The sequence below is a fragment of the Streptomyces sp. TRM68416 genome, assembly GCF_014596915.1.
Classification (GTDB): Bacteria; Actinomycetota; Actinomycetes; order Streptomycetales; family Streptomycetaceae; genus Streptomyces.
Map to the genome: position 1 here is coordinate 92,661 of NZ_JACVWU010000005.1, position 23,536 is coordinate 116,196.

The following is a 23,536-nucleotide window of genomic DNA, read 5'->3' on the forward strand; positions in this document are numbered from 1 at the left end:
GCGGACCACGTACACTCTCACCTCGTTGGCCTTCAACGGCCGCACTCCTACGGTGCACACCGAGCACCCGTCCGGATGCGGTACGTTGGTGGACATACAAAGGGTCGTAGCTCAATTGGTAGAGCACTGGTCTCCAAAACCAGCGGTTGGGGGTTCAAGTCCCTCCGGCCCTGCTACACACACCTTCGCCAGGATGTGTGCGCATGTACGTACAGGAATGCACCGCCGTGCGGCTCAGACCGGGCGCGGCACGGCCACGACCCGGAATCAGGTGAGGACGAGTGACGGACGCCGTGGGCTCCATCGACATGCCTGATGCCGAAAACGAGGCGGCGGATTCGAAGAAGACCCGCAAGGGCGGTAAGCGTGCCAAGAAGGGCCCGCTGAAGCGCCTTGCCCTCTTCTATCGCCAGATCGTCGCCGAACTGCGCAAGGTCGTCTGGCCCACGCGCAACCAGCTGACGACGTACACGACCGTAGTGATCATCTTCGTCGTCATCATGATCGGTCTGGTGACCGTGATTGACTATGGGCTCGACCACGCCGCCAAGTACGTTTTCGGCTGAGCCAAGAGCGAAGGGCGCCGCGGTTACCGGCGCCCCTTTTCGCATGTTCCACCCCTATGTATCCAGGAAGAAGCAGCCACCGTGTCTGACCAGAACCTGAACGACGCCATCGAGCCCGACGAGACTGTCGAAGACGAGCTCGACATCGTCGAGGGCGCGGACGAGGACCTGGACGAGGTCGAGGCTGCCGAGGAAGAGGCCGGTGAGCCCGCCGAGGAAGCCGCCCTGCACGTCGAGGACGAGGACGCGGCCGGGGACGCCGAGGAGGCGGAGGAGGAGCCGGCCGAGCCGGTGGACCCCATCGCCGCCCTGCGCGAGGAACTGCGGACCCTGCCCGGCGAGTGGTACGTCATCCACACGTACGCCGGCTACGAGAACCGCGTGAAGACCAACCTGGAGCAGCGCGCCGTCTCGCTGAACGTCGAGGACTACATCTTCCAGGCCGAGGTGCCGCAGGAAGAGGTCGTCCAGATCAAGAACGGCGACCGCAAGACCATCCGCCAGAACAAGCTCCCCGGCTACGTCCTGGTGCGCATGGACCTCACGAACGAGTCCTGGGGTGTCGTCCGCAACACCCCCGGCGTCACCGGCTTCGTGGGCAACGCCTACGACCCGTACCCGCTGACCCTGGACGAGATCGTCAAGATGCTCGCCCCGGAGGCCGAGGAGAAGGCCGCCCGCGAGGCCGCCGAGGCCGAGGGCAAGCCGGCGCCGCAGCGCAAGGTCGAGGTCCAGGTGCTGGACTTCGAGGTCGGCGACTCGGTCACCGTCACCGACGGTCCCTTCGCCACCCTCCAGGCCACGATCAACGAGATCAACGCCGACTCCAAGAAGGTCAAGGGTCTGGTGGAGATCTTCGGGCGTGAGACGCCGGTCGAGCTGAGCTTCGACCAGATCCAGAAGAACTAGTCCTTCTGGAGCAAATGCTTCCGCGCAGGTCAGGCAACGTGCGAGCGTCCGCCTGACCTGCTCGGTTTTTGGCCGCACACCTATACCCGCTATCGTTGTGCGGTATGCCTGCGTCCGGGTGGTCCCCGTATGCGGGCAGGACCCGAATCGAAAGGACCCGGAGAGCTATGCCTCCCAAGAAGAAGAAGGTCACGGGGCTCATCAAGCTCCAGATCCAGGCCGGTGCCGCCAACCCGGCCCCGCCGGTCGGCCCCGCGCTGGGTCAGCACGGCGTCAACATCATGGAGTTCTGCAAGGCCTACAACGCCGCGACCGAGTCGCAGCGCGGTTGGGTCATCCCGGTGGAGATCACGGTCTACGAGGACCGTTCCTTCACCTTCGTGACCAAGACTCCGCCGGCCGCCAAGATGATCCTCAAGGCCGCGGGCGTGGAGAAGGGCTCCGGCGAGCCGCACAAGACCAAGGTCGCCAAGATCACCGAGGCGCAGGTCCGCGAGATCGCCACCACCAAGATGCCCGACCTCAACGCCAACGACCTGGACGCCGCCGCGAAGATCATCGCCGGCACCGCCCGTTCCATGGGCATCACGGTCGAGGGCTGAACCCCAACCCCCCAGCAGTAGTGGCAGGGCCTGCTCGGCCCGGACCACGACTCCTACAGAACCCCAGGAGCAGTAGTGAGCAAGCGCAGCAAGTCTCTCCGCGCTGCGGACGCCAAGGTCGACCGGGAAAAGCTGTACGCCCCGCTCGAGGCCGTCCGTCTCGCCAAGGAGACCTCCACGACCAAGTTCGACGGCACCGTCGAGGTCGCCTTCCGTCTGGGTGTCGACCCGCGCAAGGCCGACCAGATGGTCCGTGGCACCGTGAACCTCCCGCACGGCACCGGTAAGACCGCCCGGGTCCTGGTCTTCGCGACCGGTGACCGTGCCGAGGCCGCTCGTGCCGCGGGCGCCGACATCGTCGGCGCCGACGAGCTCATCGACGAGGTGTCGAAGGGCCGTCTGGACTTCGACGCCGTCGTCGCCACCCCGGACCTCATGGGCAAGGTCGGCCGCCTCGGCCGCGTGCTCGGTCCCCGTGGTCTCATGCCGAACCCCAAGACCGGCACCGTGACCCCGGACGTCGCCAAGGCTGTCAACGACATCAAGGGCGGCAAGATCGAGTTCCGCGTCGACAAGCACTCGAACCTGCACTTCATCATCGGCAAGGTGTCGTTCGACGACAGCAAGCTGGTGGAGAACTACGGCGCGGCCCTGGAGGAGATCCTCCGTCTGAAGCCGTCCGCCGCCAAGGGTCGCTACATCAAGAAGGCCGCGATCAGCACCACGATCGGCCCCGGCATTCCGGTCGACCCCAACCGCACCCGCAACCTCCTCGTCGAGGAGGACCCGGCGGCGGTCTGAGCTGACAGGGCTCACTGAAGTCGGCTACGGGCCCCGCACCTTCCCAGGTGCGGGGCCCGTTCCTCTTTTCCGGACGGATGTCAGTGCCCTGGGTTAGCGTGCGGGCACGGGACATGGACGGGGGTGCGGCGGATGAACGGCACGGCAAGGCGCCGTAGGGCCGGCCTCGTGCTGGTGGCGACGGCCGTCCTGACCGCCTGCACCGGCTCGGCGGAGGAGAAGCGGGAGGAGCGCGGGAGCGCCCGGCCGCCGCTCGCGGCCCTGCGCGTGGCGGAGCGCGCCACCGCCGCGGCCCACTCGGTCGGCGTGGAGTCCACCACGGTCATGGGCGCCGAACTGTCCATCGAGGCCGACGGCGTCCTCGGCTGGCGGGACGACCTCGTCGGCAGCCTGACCATCACCTACACCGGCGGCACCACGGCCGAGGCCATGCGCCGCCTCGGCGTCACCTCCATGCAGGCCCGCTATCTGCCCGACGCCTACTACGCGCGCATGGGCGACACGTTCGCCGCACGGGCGGGCGGCAAGCACTGGATCAGATACGACTACGACGATCTCGCCGACCTCGGCGACGGCCGGGGCGCGACCTTCGCCGAGCAGATGCGCGGCAGCACCCCCAGCCAGTCGGTGAAGCTGCTGCTGCACTCCAAGGACGTGCGCGAGGTCGGCGAGGAGACCGTGGACGGCCGGCCCACCACGCACTACTCCGGCACGGTCCCCGTCGGCGACGTCACCGACGCGGCCCTGAGAGACCGGCTCCAGCAGGCCGGTGTCATCGAGCAGAGCGTCGACATCTGGGTCGACGACCGGAACCTGCTGGTGAAGAAGGTCGAGCGGGGCACCATGGCGACCGGGGAGCTGACCCAGACCGCCCACTACAGCGACTACGGCGTGCGGGTGTCGGTCCGCAAGCCGCCCGCGCGGGACACCGAGGACTTCAAGGACCTGCTGCGCAGACAGGGCGGCACCGCCTCCTGAGCCGACAGCGGGCCGGAATTCGGACGACCGCTTCCGGCCCGTCGGTTAGGCTCACGGCTCGCATGTAAATCGACCATATGTTCCTTGGGGGGAAGCAATGGGGTTTGTTGTACGACGTTCCACGCGCCGCCGGACGATCGGCGCCGGGCTCGCGGCCGTGGCCCTCGCCGCCGGTGCGGTGAGCTGTTCCAAGGGGGAGTCCGGGGAGTCGCCCAAGATGACGCCCGCCGCGGCGGTCGCCAAGGCGGCGAAGAACTCGGACGACATCACGTCCCTGCGGTACCGCATGACGGGTGAGATCCCGGAGCAGGGGCGGATCAAGGGCGAGGCCGCCATGCGGCTGAAGCCCGAGGTCGCCATGAGCATGAAGATGACGGCGCCCGACCGGGCCGACGGCTCCATGGAGATCCGGTTCGTCGACAAGGCCATGTACCTCGGAGGGAACGCCGAGATGGCCAAGGAGATGGACGGCAAGAGCTGGATGAAGTTCGACCTGTCCGTGCTGGGCGACGAGGCCCTCGGCGGGAGCCCCGGAGCCGGCCAGGCCGAGCAGAACCCGGCGGCCGAGTCCACGTTCCTCACCGGCGCCGACGACGTGAAGAAGGTCGGTACGGAGGAGGTCGACGGCGTCGAGACCACCCACTACCGGGGCACCCTCACCCTCGACGCCCTGCGCGACTCCTTCAAGGACGAGGACAAGGCCACCCGCGAGAAGCGCGAGAAGAGCGTCGAGCGGTACGAGGCCATGGGCATCGACAAGCTCACGATGGACATGTGGATCGACGGCGACGACCACACCAAGCAGTTCCGGATGAAGGGCGACGCCGACAAGGGCCCGCTCGACATGACCATCACCTTCCTCGACCTCAACCAGCCGGTGACGGTCGAGGCCCCGCCCGCGAAGGACACCGTCGACCTCGCCGAGATGATGCAGGAACCCGGCGAGAGCTGAGCACCGTACGACCGGATTTGCTTGACGGCGATCCGGTCCCGTACTCTCTTCCAGAAGCCAAAGACCGCTGGTCGTTGCCGTGCGCTCATCACGAGGGTGCGGTGGCCGAAGGATCCGCTGAACTGCGGACGACCCGCGCAGGTGACTGTGGAAGTGCTCCCACATGGATTCCGTCCATGAAGGTCGAGCTACGCCCCGTGCGCCTGCGCCGGGGCGTTTCGTTTTCCCCAGTCCTCCTTCGGGTCCGCGCGGTCCGAATCACCCGGAAGGAGGCCGAGGCTCTATGGCGAGGCCCGACAAGGCTGCCGCGGTTGCCGAGCTGACGGACAAGTTCCGTAGCTCGAACGCTGCCGTGCTGACCGAGTACCGCGGTCTCACCGTGGCGCAGCTCAAGACGCTGCGTCGTTCGCTCGGTGAGAACGCCCAGTACGCCGTGGTGAAGAACACGCTGACCAAGATTGCGGCCAACGAGGCCGGGATCACGCTGGACGACCAGCTCTTCGCTGGTCCGACTGCCGTCGCCTTCGTCACCGGTGACCCGGTGGAGTCGGCGAAGGGTCTTCGTGACTTCGCCAAGGACAACCCGAATCTCGTCATCAAGGGCGGTGTCCTTGACGGCAAGGCGCTGTCCGCCGACGAGATCAAGAAGCTTGCGGACCTCGAGTCCCGCGAGGTTCTGCTCAGCAAGCTGGCCGGTGCGCTGAAGGGCAAGCAGTCCCAGGCTGCCTCTGTCTTCCAGGCGCTGCCGTCGAAGCTCGTCCGCACCGTGGACGCGCTGCGCGCCAAGCAGGCCGAGCAGGGCGGTGCCGAGTAATTCGGCTCGCTTTCTGATCCGCGCCAGTCGTAGGCGCGGGTCGCAGCGGGCCCGAACGTACGCCCGCCTCACCCAGTACATCCGGCACCTGCCGATTTAGTGGAAGGACCGCCATCATGGCGAAGCTCAGCCAGGAAGACCTGCTCGCGCAGTTCGAGGAGATGACCCTCATCGAGCTCTCCGAGTTCGTGAAGGCCTTCGAGGAGAAGTTCGACGTCACCGCCGCCGCTGCCGCGCCGGTCGTCGTCGCCGGTGGTGCCGCTGGTGGCGCCGCCGCCGAGGCCGCCGAGGAGAAGGACGAGTTCGACGTCATCCTCACCGGCGCCGGCGACAAGAAGATCCAGGTCATCAAGGTCGTGCGTGAGCTGACCTCCCTCGGCCTGAAGGAGGCCAAGGACCTGGTCGACGGCACCCCGAAGCCGGTCCTGGAGAAGGTCAACAAGGAGGCCGCCGACAAGGCTGCCGAGGCCCTCAAGGGCGCCGGCGCGTCCGTCGAGGTCAAGTAAGACCTCTCGGACCCCCTGGGTCCGCACCACAGGTCCACGGGACCTGTAACGCTCAAGCGCTGAAGAGCGATCATCCATCCGGGTGGTCGCTCTTCGGCGTTCCTGGGGGCGTGGCCACGGTTGCCTTGCGGCCTCGTCAGCGAGGGGTATGGTGATCTTCGTCGTGTCCCCGGAAAGCCCCTGGTTCGGGCAGGGGGGCCTTGACGAACCGCACGCAGCGCGCAATTCTCAGGACGCGTCGTCACAAGGATCCGTATCCGAGGCATGGATCGGCGACGAAGAGGGCAGTATCAACGTGCGTTGAGGGCAGGCGTGCCGAAGGCGTTGAGGACAACGAGGGTCACAGAAAAAATCGGGGCTGGACATCAGTGTGCCAAGTGGCTACACTGACCCTTTGCGCTGCCTGTTAGCTGTCCCCTGCCCGTCACCAGGGGCATGCCCTCGCTTGAGCACTGCTGACCGAACATCCCTGACCAGGGATCTCTGTCTTCGTGCACGGTGAGGGGCCGGTACGCGCGTAGTGAGTCCGAGCCCTCGGAAGGACCCCCTCTTGGCCGCCTCGCGCAATGCCTCGACCGCGAATACGAACAACGGCGCCAGCACCGCCCCGCTGCGCATCTCCTTTGCAAAGATCAAGGAGCCCCTTGAGGTTCCGAACCTGCTCGCGCTGCAGACCGAGAGCTTCGACTGGCTGCTCGGCAACATCGCTTGGCAGAATCGGGTCGAGGCGGCTCTGGAGTCCGGTCAGGACGTCCCCACCAAGTCCGGTCTGGAGGAGATCTTCGAGGAGATCTCCCCGATCGAGGACTTCTCCGGGTCGATGTCGCTGACCTTCCGCGACCACCGTTTCGAGCCCCCGAAGAACAGCATCGACGAGTGCAAGGAGCGCGACTTCACGTACGCCGCTCCGCTCTTCGTCACGGCTGAGTTCACCAACAACGAGACCGGCGAGATCAAGTCCCAGACGGTCTTCATGGGCGACTTCCCGCTCATGACGAACAAGGGCACCTTCGTCATCAACGGCACCGAGCGTGTCGTGGTGTCGCAGCTGGTCCGTTCGCCCGGCGTCTACTTCGACTCCTCCATCGACAAGACGTCCGACAAGGACATCTTCTCCGCCAAGATCATCCCGTCCCGGGGTGCCTGGCTGGAGATGGAGATCGACAAGCGCGACATGGTCGGTGTGCGCATCGACCGCAAGCGCAAGCAGTCCGTGACCGTCCTGCTCAAGGCGCTCGGTTGGACCACCGAGCAGATCCTGGAGGAGTTCGGCGAGTACGAGTCCATGCGCGCCACCCTGGAGAAGGACCACACCCAGGGCCAGGACGACGCGCTGCTCGACATCTACCGCAAGCTGCGTCCGGGCGAGCCCCCCACGCGTGAGGCCGCGCAGACGCTCCTTGAGAACCTGTACTTCAACCCCAAGCGCTACGACCTCGCCAAGGTCGGCCGCTACAAGGTCAACAAGAAGCTGGGCGCGGACGCTCCGCTGGACGCGGGCATCCTGACCGTCGAGGACATCATCTCGACGATCAAGTACCTGGTGAAGCTGCACGCGGGCGAGATCGAGACCGTGGGCGACAGCGGCCAGTCGATCGTCGTCGAGACCGACGACATCGACCACTTCGGCAACCGTCGTCTGCGCAGCGTCGGCGAGCTCATCCAGAACCAGGTCCGTACGGGTCTGGCGCGTATGGAGCGAGTCGTCCGCGAGCGGATGACGACCCAGGACGTCGAGGCGATCACGCCGCAGACCCTGATCAACATCCGGCCGGTCGTCGCCTCCATCAAGGAGTTCTTCGGCACCAGCCAGCTGTCGCAGTTCATGGACCAGAACAACCCGCTGTCGGGTCTGACGCACAAGCGTCGTCTCTCGGCGCTGGGTCCCGGTGGTCTGTCCCGTGAGCGGGCCGGCTTCGAGGTCCGTGACGTGCACCCGTCCCACTACGGCCGCATGTGCCCGATCGAGACGCCCGAAGGCCCGAACATCGGTCTGATCGGCTCGCTCGCCTCCTACGGCCGCGTCAACGCGTTCGGCTTCGTGGAGACGCCGTACCGCAAGGTCGTCGACGGCCAGGTCACCGACGAGGTCGACTACCTGACCGCCGACGAGGAGGACCGGTTCGTCATCGCGCAGGCCAACGCCACGCTCACGGACGACCTGCGCTTCGCCGAGAACCGCGTCCTGGTCCGCCGCCGTGGCGGCGAGGTCGACTACGTCGCCGGTGGCGACGTGGACTACATGGACGTCTCGCCGCGCCAGATGGTGTCGGTCGCGACCGCCATGATCCCGTTCCTCGAGCACGACGACGCCAACCGTGCCCTCATGGGCGCGAACATGATGCGCCAGGCCGTTCCGCTCATCAAGGCGGAGGCCCCGCTCGTCGGCACCGGCATGGAGTACCGCTCCGCCGTCGACGCCGGCGACGTCGTCAAGGCCGAGAAGGCCGGTGTGGTCCAGGAGGTCTCCGCGGACTACATCACCACCGCCAACGACGACGGCACGTACATCACGTACCGCCTGGCCAAGTTCGCCCGCTCCAACCAGGGCACCTCGGTCAACCAGAAGGTCATCGTCGCCGAGGGCGACCGGATCATCGAGGGCCAGGTCCTCGCCGACGGTCCCGCCACCGAGAACGGCGAGATGGCGCTCGGCAAGAACCTGCTGGTCGCGTTCATGCCGTGGGAGGGTCACAACTACGAGGACGCGATCATCCTGTCGCAGCGCCTCGTGCAGGACGACGTCCTCTCCTCGATCCACATCGAGGAGCACGAGGTCGACGCCCGTGACACCAAGCTCGGCCCCGAGGAGATCACCCGGGACATCCCGAACGTCTCCGAGGAGGTCCTCGCCGACCTCGACGAGCGCGGCATCATCCGGATCGGTGCCGAGGTCATCGCCGGGGACATCCTCGTCGGCAAGGTCACCCCGAAGGGTGAGACCGAGCTGACGCCCGAGGAGCGCCTGCTGCGCGCGATCTTCGGTGAGAAGGCCCGTGAGGTCCGTGACACCTCGCTGAAGGTGCCGCACGGCGAGACCGGCAAGGTCATCGGCGTCCGCGTCTTCGACCGCGAGGAGGGCGACGAGCTGCCCCCGGGCGTGAACCAGTTGGTCCGCGTCTACGTGGCACAGAAGCGCAAGATCACCGACGGTGACAAGCTCGCCGGCCGGCACGGCAACAAGGGCGTCATCTCCAAGATCCTGCCGATCGAGGACATGCCGTTCCTGGAGGACGGCACCCCGGTCGACATCATCCTCAACCCGCTCGGTGTGCCGTCCCGAATGAACCCGGGACAGGTGCTGGAGATCCACCTCGGCTGGCTCGCCAGCCGCGGCTGGGACGTCTCCGGTCTCGCCGACGAGTGGGCGCAGCGCCTCCAGGCGATCGGCGCCGACTCGGTCCAGCCCGGCACCAACGTCGCCACCCCGGTCTTCGACGGTGCGCGCGAGGACGAGCTCGCGGGTCTGCTGCAGCACACCATCCCCAACCGCGACGGCGAGCGCATGGTGCTCCCGTCCGGCAAGGCGCGGCTGTTCGACGGCCGCAGCGGTGAGCCGTTCCCGGACCCGATCTCGGTCGGCTACATGTACATCCTGAAGCTGCACCACCTGGTCGACGACAAGCTGCACGCCCGTTCGACCGGTCCGTACTCCATGATCACCCAGCAGCCGCTGGGCGGTAAGGCTCAGTTCGGTGGCCAGCGGTTCGGCGAGATGGAGGTGTGGGCCCTCGAGGCCTACGGCGCCGCGTACGCCCTCCAGGAGCTGCTGACCATCAAGTCCGACGACGTCACCGGCCGCGTGAAGGTCTACGAGGCCATCGTCAAGGGCGAGAACATCCCCGAGCCCGGCATCCCCGAGTCCTTCAAGGTCCTCATCAAGGAGATGCAGTCCCTGTGCCTGAACGTGGAGGTGCTGTCCAGCGACGGTATGTCCATCGAGATGCGTGACACCGACGAGGATGTCTTCCGCGCTGCGGAGGAGCTCGGCATCGACCTGTCCCGGCGCGAGCCGAGCAGCGTCGAAGAGGTCTGACGGGAGTCCGGAGGCCTTCCCCGCGAAGGCCTCCGGCCCCTGGACCCCCGTATCAGACCCAAAGACTTACGACCCTGAGAGGGATTGACGCATAGTGCTCGACGTCAACTTCTTCGACGAGCTCCGGATCGGCCTGGCCACCGCTGACGACATCCGTCAGTGGAGCCACGGCGAGGTCAAGAAGCCCGAGACCATCAACTACCGCACCCTCAAGCCCGAAAAGGACGGACTCTTCTGCGAGAAGATCTTCGGTCCGACCCGGGACTGGGAGTGCTACTGCGGCAAGTACAAGCGCGTCCGCTTCAAGGGCATCATCTGCGAGCGCTGCGGCGTCGAGGTCACTCGCGCCAAGGTGCGCCGTGAGCGGATGGGCCACATCGAGCTGGCCGCTCCCGTCACGCACATCTGGTACTTCAAGGGCGTCCCGTCGCGTCTGGGCTACCTGCTCGACCTCGCCCCCAAGGACCTCGAGAAGGTCATCTACTTCGCGGCGTACATGATCACGTACGTCGACGAGGAGCGCCGTACCCGCGACCTGCCCTCCCTGGAGGCGCACGTCTCCGTCGAGCGGCAGCAGATCGAGAACCGCCGGGACGCCGACCTGGAGGCCCGCGCCAAGAAGCTGGAAAGCGACCTGGCCGAGCTGGAGGCCGAGGGCGCCAAGGCCGACGTGCGCCGCAAGGTGCGCGAGGGTGCCGAGCGTGAGATGAAGCAGCTGCGCGACCGTGCGCAGCGCGAGATCGACCGTCTCGACGAGGTGTGGACCCGCTTCAAGAACCTCAAGGTCCAGGACCTGGAGGGCGACGAACTCCTCTACCGCGAGCTGCGTGACCGCTTCGGCACGTACTTCGACGGCTCGATGGGCGCCGCGGCGCTGCAGAAGCGCCTGGAGTCCTTCGACCTCGACGAGGAGGCCGAGAAGCTCCGCGAGATCATCCGGACCGGCAAGGGCCAGAAGAAGACCCGTGCGCTGAAGCGGCTGAAGGTCGTGTCTGCCTTCCTGCAGACCTCCAACAGCCCCAAGGGCATGGTCCTCGACTGCGTCCCGGTCATCCCGCCGGACCTCCGCCCGATGGTGCAGCTGGACGGTGGCCGCTTCGCGACCTCCGACCTGAACGACCTGTACCGCCGTGTGATCAACCGGAACAACCGACTGAAGCGCCTTCTCGACCTCGGTGCGCCCGAGATCATCGTGAACAACGAGAAGCGCATGCTCCAGGAGGCCGTCGACGCGCTGTTCGACAACGGCCGCCGTGGTCGCCCGGTCACCGGTCCCGGCAACCGCCCGCTGAAGTCCCTCAGCGACATGCTGAAGGGCAAGCAGGGCCGCTTCCGTCAGAACCTGCTCGGTAAGCGAGTCGACTACTCGGCGCGTTCCGTCATCGTCGTCGGCCCGCAGCTGAAGCTGCACCAGTGCGGCCTGCCCAAGGCGATGGCGCTGGAGCTCTTCAAGCCGTTCGTGATGAAGCGCCTGGTCGACCTGAACCACGCGCAGAACATCAAGAGCGCCAAGCGCATGGTGGAGCGCGGCCGCACGGTCGTGTACGACGTCCTCGAAGAGGTCATCGCCGAGCACCCGGTGCTGCTCAACCGTGCTCCCACCCTGCACCGCCTCGGCATCCAGGCCTTCGAGCCGCAGCTGGTCGAGGGCAAGGCCATCCAGATCCACCCGCTCGTCTGCACCGCGTTCAACGCGGACTTCGACGGTGACCAGATGGCCGTGCACCTGCCGCTGTCCGCGGAGGCGCAGGCCGAGGCCCGCATCCTGATGCTGTCCTCGAACAACATCCTCAAGCCCGCCGACGGCCGTCCGGTGACGATGCCGACCCAGGACATGGTCCTCGGTCTGTTCTTCCTCACCACCGACGGCGAGCTGCGGGACACCAAGGGCGAGGGCCGGTCCTTCGGCTCCACGGCCGAGGCGATCATGGCGTTCGACGCGGGCGAGCTCGCGCTGCAGTCGCCGATCGACATCCGCTTCCCGGTGGGCACCATCCCGCCGCGTGGCTGGACGCCGCCGGCGCAGGAGGAGGGCGAGCCCGAGTGGCAGCAGGGTGACACCTTCCGGCTGCGTACGACCCTGGGCCGCGCGCTCTTCAACGAGCTGCTGCCCGAGGACTACCCGTTCGTCGACTACTCGGTGGGCAAGAAGCAGCTCTCCGAGATCGTCAACGACCTGGCCGAGCGCTACCCCAAGGTCATCGTGGCGGCGACGCTCGACAACCTGAAGGCGGCCGGCTTCTACTGGGCGACCCGTTCCGGTGTCACCGTGGCCATCTCCGACGTCGTCGTGCCCGAGGCCAAGAAGGCCATCGTCAAGGGCTACGAGGAGCAGGACGAGAAGGTCCAGAAGCAGTACGAGCGCGGTCTGATCACCAAGGAAGAGCGCACGCAGGAGCTCATCGCGATCTGGACCAAGGCGACCAACGAGGTCGCCGAGGCGATGAACGCGAACTTCCCCAAGACCAACCCCATCTTCATGATGGTTGACTCGGGTGCCCGAGGAAACATGATGCAGATGCGGCAGATCGCCGGTATGCGTGGTCTGGTGTCGAACGCGAAGAACGAGACCATCCCGCGTCCCATCAAGGCCTCGTTCCGTGAGGGCCTCTCCGTGCTGGAGTACTTCATCTCCACGCACGGTGCCCGTAAGGGTCTGGCGGACACCGCCCTGCGTACCGCCGACTCGGGTTACCTGACCCGTCGTCTGGTGGACGTCTCGCAGGACGTCATCATCCGCGAGGAGGACTGCGGCACCGAGCGCGGCCTCAAGCTGGCCATCGCCGAGCGCGGCGCCGACGGCGTCCTGCGCAAGGCGGACAACGCCGAGACGTCCGTGTACGCGCGCTGCCTCGCCGAGGACATCGTCGTGGACGGCAAGGTGCTCGCCCCGGCGGGCGTCGACCTCGGTGACGTCCTGATCGACCAGCTGGTCGCGGCCGGCATCGAGACGGTCAAGACCCGCTCGGTCCTGACCTGCGAGTCCGCCGTCGGCACCTGCGCCATGTGCTACGGCCGTTCGCTGGCCACCGGCAAGCTGGTCGACATCGGTGAGGCGGTCGGCATCATCGCCGCCCAGTCCATCGGTGAGCCGGGCACCCAGCTGACGATGCGTACCTTCCACACCGGTGGTGTGGCCGGTGACGACATCACCCAGGGTCTGCCCCGTGTCGTTGAGCTCTTCGAGGCCCGTACCCCGAAGGGTGTCGCCCCGATCTCCGAGGCCTCCGGCCGCGTGCGGATCGAGGAGACCGAGAAGACCAAGAAGATCGTCGTCACCCCGGACGACGGCAGCGACGAGACGGCGTTCCCGATCTCCAAGCGTGCCAAGGTCCTGGTCCGCGAGGGCGACCACGTCGAGGTGGGCCAGCAGCTCACCGTGGGTGCCACCAACCCGCACGACGTGCTGCGCATCCTGGGTCAGCGTGCCGTCCAGGTCCACCTGGTCGGCGAGGTCCAGAAGGTCTACAACTCGCAGGGTGTGTCGATCCACGACAAGCACATCGAGATCATCATCCGGCAGATGCTCCGCCGCGTGACGATCATCGAGTCGGGCGACGCCGAGCTGCTGCCCGGCGAGCTGGTCGAGCGCTCGAAGTTCGAGACCGAGAACCGTCGTGTGGTCCAGGAGGGCGGTCACCCGGCCTCCGGTCGTCCGCAGCTGATGGGTATCACCAAGGCCTCGCTGGCCACGGAGTCCTGGCTGTCGGCCGCCTCCTTCCAGGAGACGACCCGAGTCCTGACGGACGCGGCGATCAACGCCAAGTCCGACAGCCTCATCGGCCTCAAGGAGAACGTCATCATCGGTAAGCTCATCCCGGCCGGTACGGGTCTGTCCCGCTACCGCAACATCCGGGTCGAGCCGACCGAGGAGGCCAAGGCCGCGATGTACTCGGCCGTCGGCTACGACGACATCGACTACTCGCCGTTCGGCACCGGCTCCGGCCAGGCCGTTCCGCTGGAGGACTACGACTACGGTCCGTACAACCAGTAAGCGAGTCGCTTGAGTCGACGGGCGGTCACCCCTCGGGGTGGCCGCCCGTCGGCGTATCCGCGGGCCTCGGCCTCTCCGCGCGTCAGGCGGTGGGGGTGCGCAGTTTCCAGCTTCCGGTGGTCTCGACGTGCAGGACGCAGCACCGCTGGGCGGGGACGGTCAGCCGGGCTTTGCCGCGCCCCTGGGCGAGCAGCCGGGTGGGCCGGAACGTCCCCGTGAGCCGGCGGACGACGAACTCCGTGTCGCCGCTGTGCTCGAACTCCACCGCACCGGCCGTACCCCGCCGGAGCACGGTCTCCGTACCCCGGCCGTGCAGCACCCCGCCGTCGGCCAGCTTCCGGACCGCGCCGAGCGGGCGCAGCGCGAGCCGCCAGGGCCCGTCGGCCCCGACCTCCACGTACAGCGAGTCGCCGTCCTGAGCCGGTACGCCGACCTGGGCGCCGTGCGGTCCCAGGAGCCCGTCGAGGAGCGGCTGGCGGCGGCTGCCGCGTCCCGAGCGGCTGTGCACGGTCAGGTGCCGCTCTACGTCCGTCTCCACCACCAGCAGCGCGGGGGCGCCCGGGGTGGGCCAGGGCAGCCGCAGCTTCATCGTGCCGCGGCCCTGGCTCCAGGTGACGCCGGTGGTGTCGGGGGCGGTGGTGCCCAGCCGGTGGTCCAGAGAGTCCGGGCCGGTGGCGCCCAGCCGGTTCAGGGCCTCCCGGCCGCGTGCCAGGATCGCCGGGACCTGGGCGGGGGCGGACCGCTTGGCCTGCTCGTAGGCGTCGAGGGCGGTGTCGTAGTCGGCCAGCTCCCGCGTGTCGGCCGTGTGGCCGGGGGAGTAGGGGTGGGCGTGCAGCAGTTCGCCGTACTCGGTGATGGCCCGCTCGGTGTCCTCGGGCGGCAGGGCCGTGGGGGCGGCTCGGGCGGGGCGTGGCTGGAGGCGGTACGAGACGAGGGCCGGCGGGAGGATCGCCGCGCAGTAGAGCACCAGGAACATGGCGCCGCCGCCGCTGAGCCGGAGGCCGCCGATGACGACCATCATCAGCAGGAGCCCGAGGGAGCCGCCGACCCAGCCGTGCAGGAGGGCCTTCGGCCAGCGGCGTACGGGCGGGACGTCGGTGTGTGCGGTGCTGCGGTTCATGGAGCCACCCCCGTTCGGCCGTGTGGTGGTTCGAGGGTGCGGGACGGCGGGGCGGGCGGGCAGGGGGCGGGGTCGGCTGTTTTGGGCGGGGTGACATTGCCGGGGGATGGCAAGGGGCCGCCGGGGCCGAGCCGGGCCCCGGCGCGCCCCTCAGCTTCTCTCCGGGTTCCCTCGGGGTTCTTTCCGGGTGGCGGAACGGTGCCGGAAAGGGCCGGTTCGGCGCATGATGGAGGGACTCCGACCGAGACGGGGGAGGTGCCCCATGACGCACCCGTCGTGGCAGCCGTGGCAGGGGGACGGTGTGCCGCAGTCGTCGCAGGGGAGCGGCGCGCCCACCGGGTGGCAGAAGAACGGCGTCCCGCAGCCGTGGCAGGGCGGGCCCGCGCCGCAGGGCTGGGCCGGTCAGGGCGGTCCGTCGATGCTCGCCTCGCACGCCGACCGGGAGCGTGCCGTGGACGTGCTCAGGGCGGGGTACGGGGAGGGGCGCCTGGAGCAGCCGGAGTTCGAGAAGCGGGTCTCACGGGCCTACGCGGCGCGTACGGTGGGCGAGCTGGCGCTGCTGGTCGCCGACCTGCCCCAGGGCCCCGTTCCGCACGCCGCGCCCGTCACCCTCGTACCGCAGACGTTTCTGCCCGTGCCGCGGCCGCGGACCAACGGCAAGGCGGTCGGTTCCGCGGTGTGCGGTGTGCTGTGCCTGGTCTCCTTCGGGTTCACCGCGATACCGGCCGTGGTGCTGGGGCACGCGGCCCGCTCCGAGATGGCCCGGACCGGGGAGGGCGGAGACGGGTTCGCGCTGCTCGGACTCGTTCTCGGCTGGCTGTCCGTCGCGGGCTGGGCGGTCCTGCTGACGCTGGCGGTCGTGGCGGGCGCGGCGTCCGGATGAGCGGGAGGGGTGCCGCGGCGGCGTGCGCGGAACGGGAAGTCGGCGTGGGCGGAACGGGAAATCGAAGATCATCCACCGCGCAGGGGCTTGACATGCTCCGGGCCGCGGTGCGGGCGGGGCTCATTTGTTTTGACCGCAGCCTATGAGGTAGGTACGCTCAGACCTTGTGCCTGGGGTGTGCCCTGGCTCCCGTGCGTGCCTTCAACCGCATAGTGAGCCGTGAGCGGCCACCGTAATCTGTGCTCTTTTCGCCTCGCGGCGGGAGTCCGCCGGATTCGACACACCCGACCGCGTGGGTCGGCGACGTTCCAGGTTAGCTGTACCTATCGGCACACAGAAACCGGAGAAGTAGTGCCTACGATCCAGCAGCTGGTCCGCAAGGGCCGGCAGGACAAGGTCGAGAAGAACAAGACGCCCGCGCTTGAGGGTTCGCCCCAGCGTCGTGGCGTGTGCACGCGTGTGTTCACGACCACCCCGAAGAAGCCGAACTCGGCCCTGCGTAAGGTCGCGCGTGTGCGTCTGACCAGCGGGATCGAGGTCACCGCTTACATTCCGGGTGAGGGACACAACCTGCAGGAGCACTCCATCGTGCTCGTGCGTGGTGGCCGTGTGAAGGACCTGCCTGGTGTTCGCTACAAGATCATCCGCGGTTCGCTCGACACCCAGGGTGTCAAGAACCGCAAGCAGGCCCGCAGCCGCTACGGCGCCAAGAAGGAGAAGTAAGAATGCCTCGTAAGGGCCCCGCCCCGAAGCGCCCGGTCATCATCGACCCGGTCTACGGTTCTCCTCTGGTGACCTCCCTCATCAACAAGGTGCTGCTGAACGGCAAGCGCTCCACCGCCGAGCGCATCGTCTACGGCGCCATGGAGGGCCTGCGCGAGAAGACCGGCAACGACCCGGTCATCACGCTGAAGCGCGCTCTTGAGAACATCAAGCCGACCCTCGAGGTCAAGTCCCGCCGTGTCGGTGGCGCCACCTACCAGGTGCCGGTCGAGGTCAAGCCCGGCCGCGCCAACACCCTGGCGCTGCGCTGGCTGGTCGGTTACTCCCGCGCCCGTCGCGAGAAGACCATGACCGAGCGTCTGCTCAACGAGCTCCTCGACGCCTCCAACGGCCTCGGTGCCGCTGTGAAGAAGCGCGAGGACACCCACAAGATGGCCGAGTCCAACAAGGCCTTCGCGCACTACCGCTGGTAGTCGCAGACCCCATCGAGACCGAGAGAAGACTGAAGCCTTATGGCTACCACTTCACTTGACCTGGCCAAGGTCCGCAACATCGGGATCATGGCCCACATCGACGCGGGCAAGACGACCACCACCGAGCGGATCCTCTTCTACACCGGCGTCAGCTACAAGATCGGTGAGGTCCACGACGGCGCTGCCACCATGGACTGGATGGAGCAGGAGCAGGAGCGTGGCATCACGATCACCTCTGCTGCCACCACCTGTCACTGGCCGCTTGAGGACAACGACTACACGATCAACATCATCGACACCCCCGGGCACGTCGACTTCACGGTCGAGGTGGAGCGCTCGCTGCGCGTCCTCGACGGTGCTGTCACGGTGTTCGACGGTGTCGCCGGCGTTGAGCCGCAGTCCGAGACCGTGTGGCGTCAGGCGGACCGCTACGGCGTGCCGCGTATCTGCTTCGTCAACAAGCTCGACCGGACCGGCGCGGAGTTCCACCGCTGCGTCGACATGATCTCGGACCGCCTCGGTGCGCAGCCGCTGGTCATGCAGCTTCCGATCGGTGCCGAGGCCGACTTCAAGGGCGTTGTGGACCTGGTCCGCATGAAGGCGCTCGTGTGGTCCGCCGAGGCCGCCAAGGGCGAGATGTACGACGTCGTCGACATCCCGGCCACGCACACCGAGGCTGCCGAGGAGTACCGCGGCAAGCTGATCGAGGGCGTCGCCGAGAACGACGAAGAGATCATGGAGCTGTACCTGGAGGGCCAGGAGCCCACCGAGGAGCAGCTGTACGCCGCGATCCGTCGCATCACCATCGCGTCCGGCAAGTCCAGCGACACCACGGTCACCCCGGTGTTCTGCGGTACCGCGTTCAAGAACAAGGGCGTCCAGCCCCTGCTCGACGCGGTCGTGCGCTACCTGCCGACCCCGCTCGACGTGGAGGCCATCGAGGGCCACGACGTCAAGGACCCCGAGGTCGTCGTCAAGCGCAAGCCGTCCGACGACGAGCCGCTGTCGGCGCTGGCGTTCAAGATCATGAGCGACCCGCACCTCGGCAAGCTCACCTTCGTCCGGGTCTACTCGGGCCGCCTGGAGTCCGGCACCGCCGTGCTGAACTCCGTCAAGGGCAAGAAGGAGCGCATCGGCAAGATCTACCGCATGCACGCGAACAAGCGTGAGGAGATCGAGTCGGTGGGCGCCGGCGACATCATCGCCGTCATGGGTCTGAAGCAGACCACGACCGGTGAGACGCTGTGCGACGACAAGGCCCCGGTGATCCTGGAGTCCATGGACTTCCCGGCGCCGGTCATCCAGGTCGCCATCGAGCCCAAGTCGAAGGGCGACCAGGAGAAGCTGGGCGTCGCGATCCAGCGCCTGGCCGAGGAGGACCCGTCGTTCCAGGTCCACTCGGACGAGGAGACGGGCCAGACCATCATCGGTGGTATGGGCGAGCTGCACCTCGAGGTGCTGGTCGACCGTATGCGCCGTGAGTTCAAGGTCGAGGCCAACGTCGGCAAGCCGCAGGTCGCGTACCGTGAGACGATCCGCAAGGCCGTCGAGCGCGTGGACTACACCCACAAGAAGCAGACCGGTGGTACCGGTCAGTTCGCCAAGGTGCAGATCGCGATCGAGCCCATCGAGGGCGGCGACGCGTCGTACGAGTTCGTGAACAAGGTGACCGGTGGTCGCATCCCGAAGGAGTACATCCCTTCGGTCGACGCCGGTGCGCAGGAGGCCATGCAGTTCGGCATCCTCGCCGGGTACGAGATGACGGGCGTCCGCGTCACGCTTCTCGACGGTGCCTACCACGAGGTCGACTCCTCCGAGCTCGCCTTCAAGATCGCCGGTTCGCAGGCCTTCAAGGAGGCCGCGCGCAAGGCGTCCCCCGTGCTCCTCGAGCCGATGATGGCCGTCGAGGTCACCACGCCCGAGGACTACATGGGTGAGGTCATCGGCGACATCAACTCCCGCCGTGGTCAGATCCAGGCCATGGAGGAGCGGGCCGGTGCCCGCGTCGTGAAGGGCCTCGTGCCCCTCTCGGAGATGTTCGGCTACGTCGGAGACCTCCGCAGCAAGACGTCGGGTCGCGCAAGCTACTCGATGCAGTTCGACTCCTACGCCGAGGTTCCGCGGAACGTCGCCGAGGAGATCATCGCGAAGGCCAAGGGCGAGTAACGCTCCGCGTCCACACGCTTTAGGCTTGACTCCGGAGCCTCACGGGGCATTCCGACACAATCGTGGCGGGATGCCCCTGGGCCCGGGCTTTCCAGCAAAGATCACCTGGCGCCGATGAAGCAAGGCGTTCAGAACCACTCCACAGGAGGACCCCAGTGGCGAAGGCGAAGTTCGAGCGGACTAAGCCGCACGTCAACATCGGCACCATCGGTCACATCGACCACGGTAAGACGACCCTCACGGCCGCCATTACCAAGGTGCTGCACGACGCGTACCCGGACCTGAACGAGGCCTCGGCGTTCGACCAGATCGACAAGGCTCCCGAGGAGCGCCAGCGCGGTATCACCATCTCCATCGCGCACGTCGAGTACCAGACCGAGACGCGTCACTACGCCCACGTCGACTGCCCCGGTCACGCGGACTACATCAAGAACATGATCACGGGTGCGGCGCAGATGGACGGCGCCATCCTCGTGGTCGCCGCCACCGACGGCCCGATGCCGCAGACCAAGGAGCACGTGCTCCTGGCCCGCCAGGTCGGCGTTCCGTACATCGTCGTCGCCCTGAACAAGGCCGACATGGTGGACGACGAGGAGATCCTGGAGCTCGTCGAGCTCGAGGTCCGTGAGCTCCTCTCCGAGTACGAGTTCCCGGGCGACGACGTCCCGGTCGTCAAGGTCTCGGCGCTCAAGGCGCTCGAGGGCGACAAGGAGTGGGGCCAGTCGGTCCTGGACCTGATGGCCGCCGTCGACACCGCGATCCCGGAGCCGGAGCGCGACGTCGACAAGCCGTTCCTCATGCCGATCGAGGACGTCTTCACGATCACCGGTCGCGGTACGGTCGTCACCGGCCGTATCGAGCGTGGTGTCCTGAAGGTCAACGAGACCGTCGACATCATCGGCATCAAGACCGAGAAGACCACCACCACGGTCACCGGTATCGAGATGTTCCGCAAGCTGCTCGACGAGGGCCAGGCCGGTGAGAACGTCGGTCTGCTGCTCCGCGGCATCAAGCGCGAGGACGTCGAGCGCGGCCAGGTCATCATCAAGCCGGGCTCGGTCACCCCGCACACCGAGTTCGAGGCGCAGGCCTACATCCTGTCCAAGGACGAGGGTGGCCGCCACACGCCGTTCTTCAACAACTACCGTCCGCAGTTCTACTTCCGTACGACGGACGTGACCGGCGTGGTGACCCTCCCCGAGGGCACCGAGATGGTCATGCCGGGTGACAACACCGAGATGAAGGTGGAGCTCATCCAGCCCGTCGCCATGGAAGAGGGCCTGAAGTTCGCCATCCGTGAGGGTGGCCGGACCGTGGGCGCCGGCCAGGTCACCAAGATCAACAAGTAAGTCTTGTTGGCTTGACCGCCTGGTAGCTCGCAGAGCTCCATGAAGGGGCCCGTACGACTTCGGTCGTACGGGCCCCTTTGCCGTGCGCTCACTGAAGGCCGCGCACGTGGGGGTGGTCGTACGACCGCGTGCAGCCGTAGAGCTGGAGGCTGCTGTCGCTGATGTCGAGGTGGGTGGAGCGGGCCGGGCCGAGGAAGTGCGGGCCGGGGTGGTCCGCGTCCTCGGCCGGACGCCAGCTGCGGCTGCCTGCGTCCCATTCGCCGCCGACGACGGTGAGCAGCGGGCGCACCTCCGCCCCGCAGGCGGGGCAGGCCATCGGGGCCGGGTCGGAGAAGCTCCACGGGGCGTGGCCGCCGACCTTGCAGCCGGGCGCGACGGCGAGGTCGGCCTGGTAGTCCCACCCGTGCCGCCGGGCCCAGCGCTCGACGCGGCCGGCCAGCTTCCCGGGCAGCTCGTGCGGGGCCGGGTACTCCGTGACCGGCTCGGGGTGCAGCACGCAGGGCTCGGGCAGGTAACCGGCCCTGCCGACCACCGGCGGCCGCGGCACCGCGTCGGCGGGCAGGACGTCGGTGATCCCGGCGGCGGTGCGCCGGCGCAGCACGGTGCGGGGCAGGTGGTCATCCCGGTGACGGAACGGGCACCACAGCAGTTGCAGCAGGTCGGTGCCGGGCGGGCCGGGCAGTCCCGGGACGTCGGCCGCGTACAACTGGGCCACGGGGATCATGGGGAGCGGGCCGGACAGGGGCACCCGGACCCGTTTGCCGAGCCGGTCGAGCCGTGCCCGCTCCTCGTCGCTCAGCAGGTCCGCGCCCTCCGCGCGCGGCCGCCGCCAGGCCTCCGCGAGCAGGCGCCGCTCCTGTCGCACGTTCTCGGGCGGGTGCCCCCACTGCCGGGGCCCCGCGTGCTCCGGGCACGTGGGCCACGGTTCGCCCGCGGGCCAGAGCAGCGGGCCGCCGATCGAGCTGTCCGCCGCGGTGGGGGAGCCTGGGCGCGGGTGCAGCCGTACGGCGGTCCGGGCGAGCGGCGCGAGTTCGGGGAAGCGGGCGGCCACATCGAGGGGGCGCGGCGGAGTGGTGCGGGGCATGGAGGGGAGCGTACGAGACCGGGGTGGCTGGGTGGCGGTTCGGCCGCCGGGGCAGGCGTGCGGGGCCCGCGCGCCGGTCGGCACGCGGGCCCCGTGCGGGTGGGACGGCAGGTCAGAGGCGCTGCCACAGCGCCGGTACGTTCGGCGGCTCCCAGCCCGACTGGGCCTGGTGCCCCTGGATGCAGCGGTAGGTGGCGCCGCCGTAGGTCACCGTGTCACCGGCCCGGTAGACGGTTCCGGCCGCCCAGGTGCCGCCCGGGTCACCGGGGTCGCCCGGGTCGCCGGGGTCCCCGGTGGTCGTCTTCAGGGTGAGGCCCCAGTTCTGGAGCAGCGGGTTGAGGGGCTGGAAGAACGTCGTGCCGCCGCTGCTGCAGTTGCCCGACCCGCCCGAGGTGACGCCCTGTGCCTGGCTGCCGGAGATGTAGGAGCCGCCCGAGTCGCCCGGCTCGGCGCACACGGTGGTGCGGGTGACGCCGCTGATGGTGCCCTCGGGGTAGGTGACGCTGGTGTTGAGCTGCTGGATGGTGCCGCAGTGCCAGCCGGTGGTCGACCCCGAGCGGCACACGGAGGCGCCCACGGGAGCCTGCGTGGAGCCGGTGACCTGGACGTTCTGTCCGCCCGCTCCCCGGACGTACGGGGTCGCGGTCCAGCTGGAGTTGGTGGCCACCCAGGCCATGTCACGGCCGGGGAAGACCGAGCCCTGGAAGGTTCCCTGCGCGGCCCGGTTGTAGCCGGTGGTGCTGTTGCCGACCCGTCCGCAGTGGCCGGCGGTGGCGTAGCCCTGCTGCGTTCCACGGGTGACGGGGAAGCCGATGGAGCAGCGTGAGCTGTTGTTGATGTAGTAGGCCTCGCCGCCGCGCAGGTCGTAGAGCGGCCGGGGGCGCTCGGTGGACCGCACGGTACGGGTGAGGGCCGGTTCGATCCCGGCGGCGTCGATCAGGTCCCGGGCCGCGGACGGCCGCAGCGCCTCCACGACGACGCGGTTCGTGCGGACGTCGACGTACCGGACCGGCGCGTCGAGGGCGGTGTCGTGGCTCGCCGCCCGGTCCAGGCGGGCCTCGGCCCGGCCGAGGTCGGCGAGCGAGTGGCGTACGACGGTGGCGCGGGCGCCGGCTGCCTCGACGGCGGGCACGTCGGAGGCGTCGGTGGTCGCCACGGTGAGCGTGCCGGAGGTGGCTCCGCTGACCCAGGCGCCCGCGAAGTCCGTCCCGAGCGTGTGGTGCAGGCGGCCCGCGGTGGCGCCGGCCTCGGCCTCGTTGCGCAGCCGCTGCCGGGCCTCGTGCCGGTCCAGACCGAGATCACGTTCCAGGGCGCGCAGCAGGGTGGGCGGTGCGGCGTCGGGGCGCAGGGTGTCCACGGCCGACAGACCGGCGGGGGTGTCACCGGGGCCGGCCGTCCCCGCGCTCGCGGGGCCGCTGAGCCCGGCCACGAGCAGGGCGGCCGTCGCCGCGGCGGCGGCGCACACGGCTCTGGAGGGTCGCTGGAGCATGGGGGATCTCCTCGGTGTCGGTTGGGGAGGTGCCGAAACCGTAGGGAGAAGGGGCGGGGGCGCATAAGACATCGGTCGGCCCCCTGCACGG

At 68.3% G+C, this 23,536-nt stretch carries 18 protein-coding genes and 1 tRNA gene; 16 read left to right on the forward strand and 3 right to left on the reverse strand.

From position 1 onward, the window contains the following. The first annotated feature begins 100 nt into the window (after positions 1–100). The 11 genes from ICC28_RS10200 to ICC28_RS10250 all read left to right on the forward strand — a co-directional run bounded on the left by ICC28_RS10200 (position 101) and on the right by ICC28_RS10250 (position 14,158). Positions 101–173: transfer RNA gene (locus ICC28_RS10200), tRNA-Trp, on the forward strand. 108 nt (positions 174–281) lie between these two features. Then, complete coding sequence (gene secE / locus ICC28_RS10205; RefSeq protein ID WP_188288157.1) at positions 282–566, forward strand: preprotein translocase subunit SecE; 285 nt, start codon at positions 282–284, stop codon at positions 564–566. Between the two features lie 81 nt (positions 567–647). Beyond that, entirely contained in the window at positions 648–1,475 is an 828-nt protein-coding gene (gene nusG / locus ICC28_RS10210) for a transcription termination/antitermination protein NusG (protein WP_188288158.1), read from the forward strand. A gap of 167 nt (positions 1,476–1,642) precedes the next feature. Further along, entirely contained in the window at positions 1,643–2,077 is a 435-nt protein-coding gene (gene rplK / locus ICC28_RS10215; RefSeq protein ID WP_186281124.1) for a 50S ribosomal protein L11, read from the forward strand. Positions 2,078–2,152: 75 nt separating this feature from the next. Next, a complete protein-coding gene (gene rplA / locus ICC28_RS10220; protein WP_188288159.1) occupies positions 2,153–2,878 on the forward strand; it encodes a 50S ribosomal protein L1 in 726 nt (241 codons plus the stop codon). 132 nt (positions 2,879–3,010) lie between these two features. Next, complete coding sequence (locus ICC28_RS10225) at positions 3,011–3,856, forward strand: hypothetical protein (RefSeq protein WP_188288160.1); 846 nt, start codon at positions 3,011–3,013, stop codon at positions 3,854–3,856. 97 nt (positions 3,857–3,953) lie between these two features. Further along, positions 3,954–4,808: a DUF1396 domain-containing protein gene (locus tag ICC28_RS10230; protein WP_188288161.1), complete on the forward strand. Its 855-nt coding sequence runs from the start codon at positions 3,954–3,956 to the stop codon at positions 4,806–4,808. 283 nt (positions 4,809–5,091) lie between these two features. Next, complete coding sequence (gene rplJ, locus ICC28_RS10235) at positions 5,092–5,622, forward strand: 50S ribosomal protein L10 (RefSeq protein WP_188288162.1); 531 nt, start codon at positions 5,092–5,094, stop codon at positions 5,620–5,622. Positions 5,623–5,738: 116 nt separating this feature from the next. Further along, on the forward strand, positions 5,739–6,128 hold the full coding sequence (rplL, locus tag ICC28_RS10240) for a 50S ribosomal protein L7/L12 (protein WP_093720402.1): 390 nt from the start codon (positions 5,739–5,741) through the stop codon (positions 6,126–6,128). Positions 6,129–6,678: 550 nt separating this feature from the next. Continuing rightward, positions 6,679–10,164: a DNA-directed RNA polymerase subunit beta gene (gene rpoB / locus ICC28_RS10245; protein WP_188288163.1), complete on the forward strand. Its 3,486-nt coding sequence runs from the start codon at positions 6,679–6,681 to the stop codon at positions 10,162–10,164. Between the two features lie 94 nt (positions 10,165–10,258). Continuing rightward, positions 10,259–14,158 (forward strand): DNA-directed RNA polymerase subunit beta', encoded by a 3,900-nt coding sequence (locus tag ICC28_RS10250; protein ID WP_188288164.1) that lies wholly within the window; start codon positions 10,259–10,261, stop codon positions 14,156–14,158. 82 nt (positions 14,159–14,240) lie between these two features. On the opposite strand, the gene ICC28_RS10255 is transcribed toward ICC28_RS10250, so the two are convergent. Continuing rightward, on the reverse strand, positions 14,241–15,278 hold the full coding sequence (locus tag ICC28_RS10255; RefSeq protein ID WP_188288165.1) for a hypothetical protein: 1,038 nt from the start codon (positions 15,276–15,278) through the stop codon (positions 14,241–14,243). A 262-nt stretch (positions 15,279–15,540) separates the two neighbouring features. On the opposite strand from ICC28_RS10255, the gene ICC28_RS10260 reads away from it, so the two are divergent. From ICC28_RS10260 to tuf, 5 genes are all read left to right on the forward strand, one after another. After that, complete coding sequence (locus ICC28_RS10260) at positions 15,541–16,161, forward strand: DUF1707 and DUF4190 domain-containing protein (RefSeq protein ID WP_188288166.1); 621 nt, start codon at positions 15,541–15,543, stop codon at positions 16,159–16,161. Positions 16,162–16,512: 351 nt separating this feature from the next. Beyond that, positions 16,513–16,884 (forward strand): 30S ribosomal protein S12, encoded by a 372-nt coding sequence (gene rpsL / locus ICC28_RS10265; RefSeq protein WP_003948652.1) that lies wholly within the window; start codon positions 16,513–16,515, stop codon positions 16,882–16,884. A 2-nt stretch (positions 16,885–16,886) separates the two neighbouring features. Then, positions 16,887–17,357: a 30S ribosomal protein S7 gene (gene rpsG, locus ICC28_RS10270; RefSeq protein WP_003998848.1), complete on the forward strand. Its 471-nt coding sequence runs from the start codon at positions 16,887–16,889 to the stop codon at positions 17,355–17,357. Positions 17,358–17,396: 39 nt separating this feature from the next. Further along, on the forward strand, positions 17,397–19,523 hold the full coding sequence (gene fusA / locus ICC28_RS10275) for an elongation factor G (RefSeq protein WP_188288167.1): 2,127 nt from the start codon (positions 17,397–17,399) through the stop codon (positions 19,521–19,523). 155 nt (positions 19,524–19,678) lie between these two features. Beyond that, positions 19,679–20,872: an elongation factor Tu gene (gene tuf, locus ICC28_RS10280; RefSeq protein WP_188288168.1), complete on the forward strand. Its 1,194-nt coding sequence runs from the start codon at positions 19,679–19,681 to the stop codon at positions 20,870–20,872. Between the two features lie 88 nt (positions 20,873–20,960). Here the strand turns inward: tuf and ICC28_RS10285 are convergent, their stop codons facing one another. Together ICC28_RS10285 and ICC28_RS10290 are read right to left on the reverse strand one after the other, a co-directional pair. Beyond that, a complete protein-coding gene (locus ICC28_RS10285) occupies positions 20,961–21,956 on the reverse strand; it encodes a hypothetical protein (protein ID WP_188288169.1) in 996 nt (331 codons plus the stop codon). A gap of 112 nt (positions 21,957–22,068) precedes the next feature. Continuing rightward, positions 22,069–23,445 (reverse strand): carbohydrate-binding protein, encoded by a 1,377-nt coding sequence (locus ICC28_RS10290; protein WP_188288170.1) that lies wholly within the window; start codon positions 23,443–23,445, stop codon positions 22,069–22,071. Between the last annotated feature and the right edge of the window lie 91 nt (positions 23,446–23,536).